Consider the following 7,710-nt stretch of genomic DNA (forward strand, 5'->3'; position numbering starts at 1 on the left):
GTTAGGGTCTGTTCCCGTTTCAGCGCGAGCCGCGTTGCCGCGAGAAATGGCCTCCGGTTAGGCGCAGGACGCAGGGAATGGACTAGCCGTCCGCGTTCTCCCTTGCCAAGTCCTGTAACGACAGCGGAGGCCATTTCCCGCGCAACCTAGGCGGCCCCACCCGAAGGGCCGGGCCAGTTTTTGTGCGATGCGGCGTTACTCGATGGCTCATTTGGCCCGCCAAACTTCGCATCTCGTGCCTTGCCTCGCACAAAAACTGGCTCCGGCGCGGCCGTGCGTGAAGCGGGAACAGACCCTAGCGAGCGAGGATGGCCTGCGCCAGTTGCGCATCGTCGGCCTGCAGACTCGGCATGCGCTCGCGGATGTGCTGCAGGGCGTTTTCCAGGTGAGCGCCACGTACGGCGCCGGCGCTGGCGACGAAGCTGGCAGCGTCGTCCCTGGCGGCCAGCACGACCTTGTTATCGACCACCGAAGAGGTCGCGTTGGAGGTGGTGTCGATGGTGGCGGCAAGTGTGTCGACCAGGGTGTCGGTGGTGACCACGAAGCTGCTGGCGCTGGCGCCGGTAGCGAGGCCGAACAGACTGACGAAGGCAAGGGTGCGGACGGTGGGCATGGGCTTGATCTCTACGGCTCACGGAAAACCGCATTCTAACCGCTCTGCAAGTCTGGGTAGAAAAAGACCCACAGAGTTTGTGCAGCTTTTTTTACGCGACAGTGACGATGAGATTACAGCCTTCCATCACGACAAAACCCCGCGGGCGCTGCATGCCGGCGGGGTTTTGCGGGAGAAGCTCAGTGCGTGCGATCAGCGCCAGAACGGCTTGCTCAGTTCGGCATAACGCTCGCTTTCGCTGATACCGGCGTCGGCCAGCAGGCGAGTGTCGAGACGAGCCAGCTGGCGGCGGCTGACGATGCGGCGCTGCCACAGGAGCAGGGTGGCCAGTACGTTCAGCGGCAGGCTGGTGGTCGATTGGGACGAAGTGTCGACGAGCAGATCGGAACCGAGGGTACGTTCCATGGTGTGCATCCTTCCGCTTTTGGCGGGATTGATTAAGTTCTGGTGCCCATTTTCCTCTTCGCGCGGAACTAGCAGTAGCCACAGCTGAAGTAAATTAGCTAAGTACTAGATAGGTTGCTTTGTAACTGTGCTTATTAATTAGATGATAACTGTACCGGTGTTTGTGAATTTGCCGTGAATTGAATTATTTTGCAGTTTTTTAGCCTGAAAATGGTTAATTTTTCAGGGGCTTTATTGCGGTACAGTTGTGATTGTTCGTCGTAGTTGCTTAGCTATTTATTTTTCGGAGTGGTAATTCGCGCTACCCGTTAGCACTTCTGTGCTTTTTCTCTTGACCTCGAATTGCACTGGAAAGGGGCGCGACCGCTCTGTCGCGCCCCTTTGCGGGTCATTCCACGGCTTTGAGCATGTCTTCGATGACCTTCTTGGCGTCGCCAAATACCATCATGGTCTTGTCCAGATAGAACAGTTCGTTGTCCAGGCCCGCGTAGCCACTGGCCATCGAGCGCTTGTTGACGATGATGGTCTTGGCCTTGAAGGCTTCCAGGATCGGCATGCCGGCAATCGGTGACTTGGGATCGTTCTTCGCCGCCGGGTTGACCACGTCGTTGGCACCGAGCACCAGTACCACGTCGGCCTGGCCGAATTCGGCGTTGATATCTTCCATCTCGAACACCTGGTCGTAGGGCACCTCGGCCTCGGCCAGCAATACGTTCATGTGCCCTGGCATGCGTCCGGCCACCGGGTGGATGGCGTATTTGACGGTGACGCCCTTGTGCGCCAGCTTCTCGGTCAGTTCCTTCAATGCATGCTGAGCGCGGGCCACGGCCAGGCCGTAGCCGGGCACGATGATCACGCTGTCGGCGTTGCCGAGCAGGAACGCGGCATCGTCGGCAGAGCCGGATTTGACCGGGCGTTGCTCGCCGCTGCCAGCCGCCGGGCCGGCATCGGTCGCGCCGCCGAAACCGCCGAGGATGACGTTGAAGAACGAGCGGTTCATCGCCTTGCACATGATGTACGAAAGAATCGCACCGCTGGAGCCGACCAGAGAGCCGGCGATGATCAGCATCGAGTTGTTCAGCGAGAAACCGATACCCGCCGCTGCCCAGCCCGAGTAGCTGTTGAGCATCGATACCACCACGGGCATGTCCGCGCCGCCGATGGGGATGATGATCAGCACACCGATCACGAAGGCCAGGGCCACCAGTATGGCGAAGGCCGTGAGATTGCCGGTGAAGGTGAAGTACAGGCCCAGGCCGGCGATGGCCAGGCCGATCAGCAGGTTGATCAGGTGCTGGCCGGCGAACTGTACTGGCGCGCCCTGGAACAGACGGAACTTCCGCCCCCCGAAAAAAGAGCCGCCGGACAGCTTGCCGAAAGCGATCACCGAGCCGGAGAAGGTGATGGCGCCGATGGCTGCACCGAGAAACAGCTCCAGGCGATTGCCGTTGGGAATCGGGTCGCTGATCGCGGCAACGATGCCCAGGGATTGCGGCTCGACGACGGCCGCGATGGCGATGAATACCGCGGCCAGGCCGATCATGCTGTGCATGAAGGCAACAAGCTCGGGCATCTTGGTCATTTCGACGCGCTTGGCCATGATCGAGCCGGCGGTGCCGCCGACCAGCAGGCCGACGATCACGTAGCCGATGCCCTGAACGGCCAGTTCGCTGCCGAGCTTATGAATGAGGCCAAGGGTGGTGAACACGGCGATGGTCATGCCGAGCATGCCGAAGGCGTTGCCGCGCCGCGAGGTGGTCGGGTGCGACAGGCCCTTGAGCGCCTGGATGAAGCACACCGAGGCGACGAGGTAGAGCAGGGTGATCAGGTTCATGCTCATCGCTTACTTCTCCACCGCCGCTTTGGCGGCCTTCTTCTTGAACATTTCCAGCATGCGTCGGGTGACCAGGAAGCCACCGAACACGTTGACCGCCGCCAGTGCCACGGCCAGGGTGCCTATGGTCTTGCCCAGCGGGGTGACGGTCAGTGCGGCGGCGAGCATGGCGCCGACGATGACGATCGCCGAAATGGCATTGGTGACCGCCATCAGCGGTGTGTGCAGGGCAGGTGTGACGTTCCAGACCACGTGGTAGCCGACGTAGATGGCCAGCACGAAGATGATCAGGTTGTAGATTCCGTCGGAAATCAGATCCATCGCTGTGATCCTTTCTTGTAGTCGTTGGCCTCTCCATGAGGAGAGGAAGGCATCATTTATTGAGGCGCTTGATCTCGCCGCCCGCGCACATCAGGCAGGCCGCGACGATGTCGTCTTCCAGGTCGAGGTGGAAGGCGCCATCCTTGATCACCAGCTTGAGGAAATCGAGCAGGTTGCGCGCATACAGGGCCGAGGCGTCGGCGGCGACCAGAGCGGGCAGGTTGCCGTGGCCGACCAGGGTCACGCCGTGCTTGATCACCACCTTGTCCAGTTCGGTCAGCGGGCAGTTGCCGCCCTGGATGGCGGCCAGGTCGATGACCACGGAGCCGGGCTTCATCTCGGCGACCGTGGCCTCGTGCAGCAACGTTGGCGCCTTGCGGCCAGGAATCAGCGCGGTGGTGATGACGATGTCGGCCTGTTTGGCACGTTCGTGTACCGCCCTGGCCTGGCGCTCCATCCACGAGGCTGGCATCGGCCGGGCGTAACCGCCGACACCCTCGGCGCACTCACGCTCCTCGTCGGTCTCGAACGGCACGTCGACGAACTTGGCGCCGAGGGACTCGATCTGCTCCTTCACGGCCGGGCGTACGTCGGAGGCCTCGATCACCGCGCCCAGGCGTTTGGCCGTGGCGATGGCCTGCAGGCCGGCGACACCAGCGCCGAGGATCAGCAAGCGAGCGGCTTTCACCGTGCCCGCGGCGGTCATCAGCATGGGCATGAAGCGCGGGTAATGGTTGGCCGCCAGCATCACCGCCTTGTAGCCGGCGATGTTGGCCTGGGAGCTGAGCACGTCCAGGCTCTGGGCGCGAGAGGTGCGCGGGGCCGCTTCCAGGGCGAAGGCGGTGACCTCCGCAGCGTTGAGACGCGTGATGGTCTCGTTGCTGAAGGGATTGAGCATGCCGACCAGCACGGCGCCACTTTTCATCAGAGCCAGCTCGGCATCGCCAGGGGCGACCACCTTGAGAATCAGCTCGGCACCGAATGCCGCGGCGGCATCGCCGATGCTGGCGCCGACAGCGGCATAGGCCGCATCGGTAATACTGGCGGCAATGCCGGCACCGCTCTGAACGGTGACCTGGTGACCTTGGCCGATCAGTTTCTTGATGGTTTCCGGCGTCGCGGCCACCCGCGTTTCGCCGACCTGGGTTTCGAGGGGAACACCAATGTGCACGCTTGCATCTCCTGCGATCGTTGCAGATTCACCCAGAGGGCGGCAGAGGTACGGTGTCGACTAAAGTCGTACCGCGGCATTCTGCAAACAGAGCGGGGCGGTAAGCAATATTCATGGAGTAATTATTTTTCATGACTACAAGTTATCGGAGATATTGTTATTTTTCATGCTCGATTATCTGGATAAAATCTAGCCTTTTTGCGTATAAAATCGGTTTACATGCAGCTATCGTGAATAAATATCTAGGAATATTACGCTATAAAATCTTCATGGGTGCGGCGCAATGTCGCGCCGTTCGAAATCATTTACAGGTGCGGAAAACGGTTTTTTTGATATTTTTGTAGTCGTTTTTAATAGTCGCTACTGGTTGCCAGAGGTCAGCCTGATTCCTCTGGCAATAACTCGGACGTAGTACCTGTTCACGTTTTTAGGCGACATAAGGAGGCGGCTACAAGGCAAAAGCGGACATCGTTGCTTTACCTGTGGGAACGGGCCATGCCCGTGATTTTTTCGCGGGCATGGCCCGCTCCCGCAGACAATCACCAGCCATCCTATGTGGACGACCAGCCGCTCCTGTCACTTCGCAGGCAAGGCACCGAAATCAAGCTGAAAGATCGTAAACAGATTTATACAACGAGGCGGCAAGTGAGGAGGGTTCAGAGGCGGGGCAAAGCAGCGTGTGAGGAAACGGTGCCAACACACCCAAAGCCTACTGACCGGCTTTGGGCGGGATGAGGGGATTGGCTAGGGCAGGACGGTCAGCCGGTGCGCCAGGTGATTTCCTGCACACCATCGGCGCTGATGCGCAGCCATTGGTCGGCCTGCTCATCGCTCTCGTTCTCGTCCCAGCTGCCGGGAGCGCAACGGACTTCCACGTCCAGAGCCGCATAGGCCGCCTGGGCGCAGGAGAGGTCGTCTTCCCACGGAGTGGCATCGCTTTCCAGGTACAGGCTGTGCCATTTACCTACGGCCTTGGGCAGCCAGGTCACCGGAATGTCGCCGGCGCGGCACTGGAAGGTCTGGCCCTTCTGCTGCCAGTCCGAACAGGGGCCCAGTGCCTGGGTCAGCCAGGCGGCCACGGCCTGGTGGTCGGCGTCCTTCAGGTAAATTTCGATATCCGGTTGGCGCATGTGGGTTCTCATCTGGTCAGGGCGGTCAGGACGCGTCTCGCTCGATCCAATCGTAGCGGATGGCGACGGTCACTTCGAAGCGTTCGGCGATCACCGCGGCGCGGCGCTCGGCACTGGCGCGCCAGCCGTGGGGCGTCATTGCCAGCAAGTCGGCGCGGGCTTGCTCGGTCTCGAGCGGTAAGCGAAAACTCAGGGTTTCGCTGTGTGCCAGGTGCATGCCCGGCGGGATCAGTTCGAGGTGCTTGCTGTCATCGTAGTCGCGCACTTCGTCGTAGAGCTTCTGACGCAGTTCCATCAGGTGCTCGCGGGTCGGGCCCATGCGCAGCAGGCCACCGCCGGGAGCGAGCAGGCGCTTGGCCTCCTGCCAGTCCAGCGGGCTGAACACGCTGGCCAACAGCCCGCAGCTGGCATCGGCCAAGGGCACGCGGGCCATGCTGGCGATCAACCAGTTCAACTGCGGGGCGCGCTTGCAAGCACGCTTGACCGCCTCGCGGGAAATATCCAGCGCATAGCCGTCGGCATCCGGCAGGGCTTCGGCGATCTGCGCGGTGTAGTAGCCCTCGCCGCAGCCGATATCCAGCCAGCGTCGGGGCTGATAGCCGGCAGCCAGGGCTGCCAGGCGCTCGGCCAGCGGCGCATAGTGGCCGGCGCTCAGGAAGCGGCGACGGGCCTCGACCATGGCGGCGTTGTCGCCCGGGTCGCGGCTGTTCTTGTGCTGCACCGGCAGCAGGTTCAGGTAGCCCTGGCGTGCGCGGTCGAAACGGTGGTTGGCCGGGCAGGCCACGCCATTGTCGACGGCGGTCAGTGGCGCCTGGCAGATCGGGCAGGCGAGCATCAGGCGAGCAGCTTGACCAGGGTCTGGTAGTAGATCTCGGTGAGTACATCGAGATCGCTGGCCAGCACGCGTTCGTTGACCTGGTGGATGGTCGCGTTGACCGGGCCGAGCTCGACCACCTGGGTGCCCAGGGTGGCGATGAAGCGGCCGTCGGAGGTGCCCCCGCTGGTGCTCGGCGTGGTTTCACGGCCGGTCACGTTGCGAATGCTGGTGCTGACCGCATCGAGCAGCGCGCCCGGCTCGGTGAGGAACGGCAGGCCCGACAGCGCCCAGTCGATGTGGTAGTCCAGGCCATGCTTGTCGAAGATGGCATTGACCCGCTGTTGCAGGCCTTCGACCGTCGATTCGGTGGAGAAACGGAAGTTGAAGATGGCCGTCAGCTCGCCGGGAATCACGTTGGTGGCACCGGTACCCGAATTGAGGTTGGAGATCTGGAAGCTGGTCGGTGGGAAGAAGGCGTTGCCGTCGTCCCAGTGCTCGGCCGCCAATTCGGCGAGGGCCGGCGCGGCCAGGTGGATCGGGTTCTTCGCCATGTGCGGGTAGGCCACGTGGCCCTGGATGCCGCGCACGGTCAGGGTCGCGCCCAGGGAGCCGCGGCGGCCGTTCTTCACCACGTCACCGACCAGGGTGGTGCTCGACGGCTCGCCGACGATGCACCAGTCCAGCCGCTCGTTGCGCGCGGCCAGGCGCTCGACCACCGCCTTGGTGCCGTGGTGGGCCGGGCCTTCTTCGTCGCTGGTGATCAGGAAGGCGATACGCCCCTTGTGGTTCGGGAACTCGGCGACGAAGCGCTCGACGGCGATGATCATCGACGCCAGGCTGCCTTTCATGTCGGCCGCGCCGCGGCCGCAGAGCATGCCCTGCTCGTCGATCAGTGCATCGAACGGGCCGTGCTGCCAGGCCTGCACCGGGCCGGTGGGCACCACGTCGGTATGGCCGGCGAAGCACAGCACTGGGCCCTCTTCGTTGCCATGACGGGCCCAGAAGTTGTCCACGTCTTCGATACGCATCGCCTCGACGGCGAAGCCCAGCGCCGCGAGACGGCGCATCATCAGCTCCTGGCAGCCCTCGTCCAGCGGGGTGACCGAAGGGCGGCGGATCAGGTCGCAGGCGAGTTCGAGGGTGGGGGACAGGGCCGTCATGGGAGCTCCGGTAAAACAGTGCAGGGCGAGAAGGGCGCATAGCTTAAAGCAAAACGCTCGGGGCTCGTAGGCGTAAGGACGGTAGCCAGCATCGGCCTCGGTGTAATGCGCCTCGACCGCTATAAAAAAACGGCGGCCAGTGCAGAGCGTGTGAAAAGTCGCTGATGCAGGTAGTGATCCCATCAGACGCCCCGACATTGTTCGGGGCGTTTGCTTTTGTACGATTCGAAAGGTCGCGACCAACCTTTCAAGTGAGCAG

General features: G+C 62.2%; 8 protein-coding genes. All 8 read right to left on the minus strand.

All coding sequences use genetic code 11. The features are described 5' to 3' along the window. Positions 1-295: 295 nt before the first annotated feature. The 8 genes from BVH03_RS06175 to dapE all read right to left on the minus strand — a co-directional run bounded on the left by BVH03_RS06175 (position 296) and on the right by dapE (position 7,451). Positions 296-613 (minus strand): DUF2388 domain-containing protein, encoded by a 318-nt coding sequence (locus BVH03_RS06175; RefSeq protein ID WP_075960359.1) that lies wholly within the window; start codon positions 611-613, stop codon positions 296-298. 192 nt (positions 614-805) lie between these two features. Beyond that, positions 806-1,018 (minus strand): DUF1127 domain-containing protein, encoded by a 213-nt coding sequence (locus tag BVH03_RS06180; protein ID WP_075960360.1) that lies wholly within the window; start codon positions 1,016-1,018, stop codon positions 806-808. 388 nt (positions 1,019-1,406) lie between these two features. After that, positions 1,407-2,858: an NAD(P)(+) transhydrogenase (Re/Si-specific) subunit beta gene (locus BVH03_RS06185; protein ID WP_075960361.1), complete on the minus strand. Its 1,452-nt coding sequence runs from the start codon at positions 2,856-2,858 to the stop codon at positions 1,407-1,409. A 3-nt stretch (positions 2,859-2,861) separates the two neighbouring features. Then, the gene (locus tag BVH03_RS06190; protein ID WP_075960362.1) at positions 2,862-3,173 is read right to left on the minus strand and encodes an NAD(P) transhydrogenase subunit alpha; all 312 of its coding nucleotides are present in this window, start codon (positions 3,171-3,173) and stop codon (positions 2,862-2,864) included. Positions 3,174-3,225: 52 nt separating this feature from the next. After that, on the minus strand, positions 3,226-4,344 hold the full coding sequence (locus BVH03_RS06195; RefSeq protein ID WP_075960363.1) for a Re/Si-specific NAD(P)(+) transhydrogenase subunit alpha: 1,119 nt from the start codon (positions 4,342-4,344) through the stop codon (positions 3,226-3,228). 758 nt (positions 4,345-5,102) lie between these two features. Further along, positions 5,103-5,474: a hypothetical protein gene (locus tag BVH03_RS06200; RefSeq protein ID WP_075960364.1), complete on the minus strand. Its 372-nt coding sequence runs from the start codon at positions 5,472-5,474 to the stop codon at positions 5,103-5,105. A 25-nt stretch (positions 5,475-5,499) separates the two neighbouring features. Further along, positions 5,500-6,309, minus strand: coding sequence for a putative RNA methyltransferase (locus tag BVH03_RS06205; protein WP_075960365.1), 810 nt, complete (start codon positions 6,307-6,309; stop codon positions 5,500-5,502). Then, complete coding sequence (gene dapE / locus BVH03_RS06210) at positions 6,309-7,451, minus strand: succinyl-diaminopimelate desuccinylase (RefSeq protein WP_075960366.1); 1,143 nt, start codon at positions 7,449-7,451, stop codon at positions 6,309-6,311. The genes BVH03_RS06205 and dapE overlap by 1 nt, the downstream gene beginning before the upstream one ends. Positions 7,452-7,710 lie beyond the last annotated feature (259 nt).

Origin of the sequence: Pseudomonas sp. PA15(2017), assembly GCF_001945395.1 — a bacterium.
In the GTDB taxonomy this organism is placed as follows: Bacteria; Pseudomonadota; Gammaproteobacteria; order Pseudomonadales; family Pseudomonadaceae; genus Aquipseudomonas.

Bases quoted from the DNA above. Each gene is read 5' to 3' on its own strand.
- BVH03_RS06205 (WP_075960365.1), bottom strand. From the start codon at position 6,309: ATGCTCGCCTGCCCGATCTGCCAGGCGCCACTGACCGCCGTCGACAAT.
- BVH03_RS06190 (WP_075960362.1), bottom strand. From the start codon at position 3,173: ATGGATCTGATTTCCGACGGAATCTACAACCTGATCATCTTCGTGCTG.
- BVH03_RS06200 (WP_075960364.1), bottom strand. From the start codon at position 5,474: ATGCGCCAACCGGATATCGAAATTTACCTGAAGGACGCCGACCACCAG.
- dapE (WP_075960366.1), bottom strand. From the start codon at position 7,451: ATGACGGCCCTGTCCCCCACCCTCGAACTCGCCTGCGACCTGATCCGC.
- BVH03_RS06175 (WP_075960359.1), bottom strand. From the start codon at position 613: ATGCCCACCGTCCGCACCCTTGCCTTCGTCAGTCTGTTCGGCCTCGCT.
- BVH03_RS06180 (WP_075960360.1), bottom strand. From the start codon at position 1,018: ATGGAACGTACCCTCGGTTCCGATCTGCTCGTCGACACTTCGTCCCAA.
- BVH03_RS06185 (WP_075960361.1), bottom strand. From the start codon at position 2,858: ATGAGCATGAACCTGATCACCCTGCTCTACCTCGTCGCCTCGGTGTGC.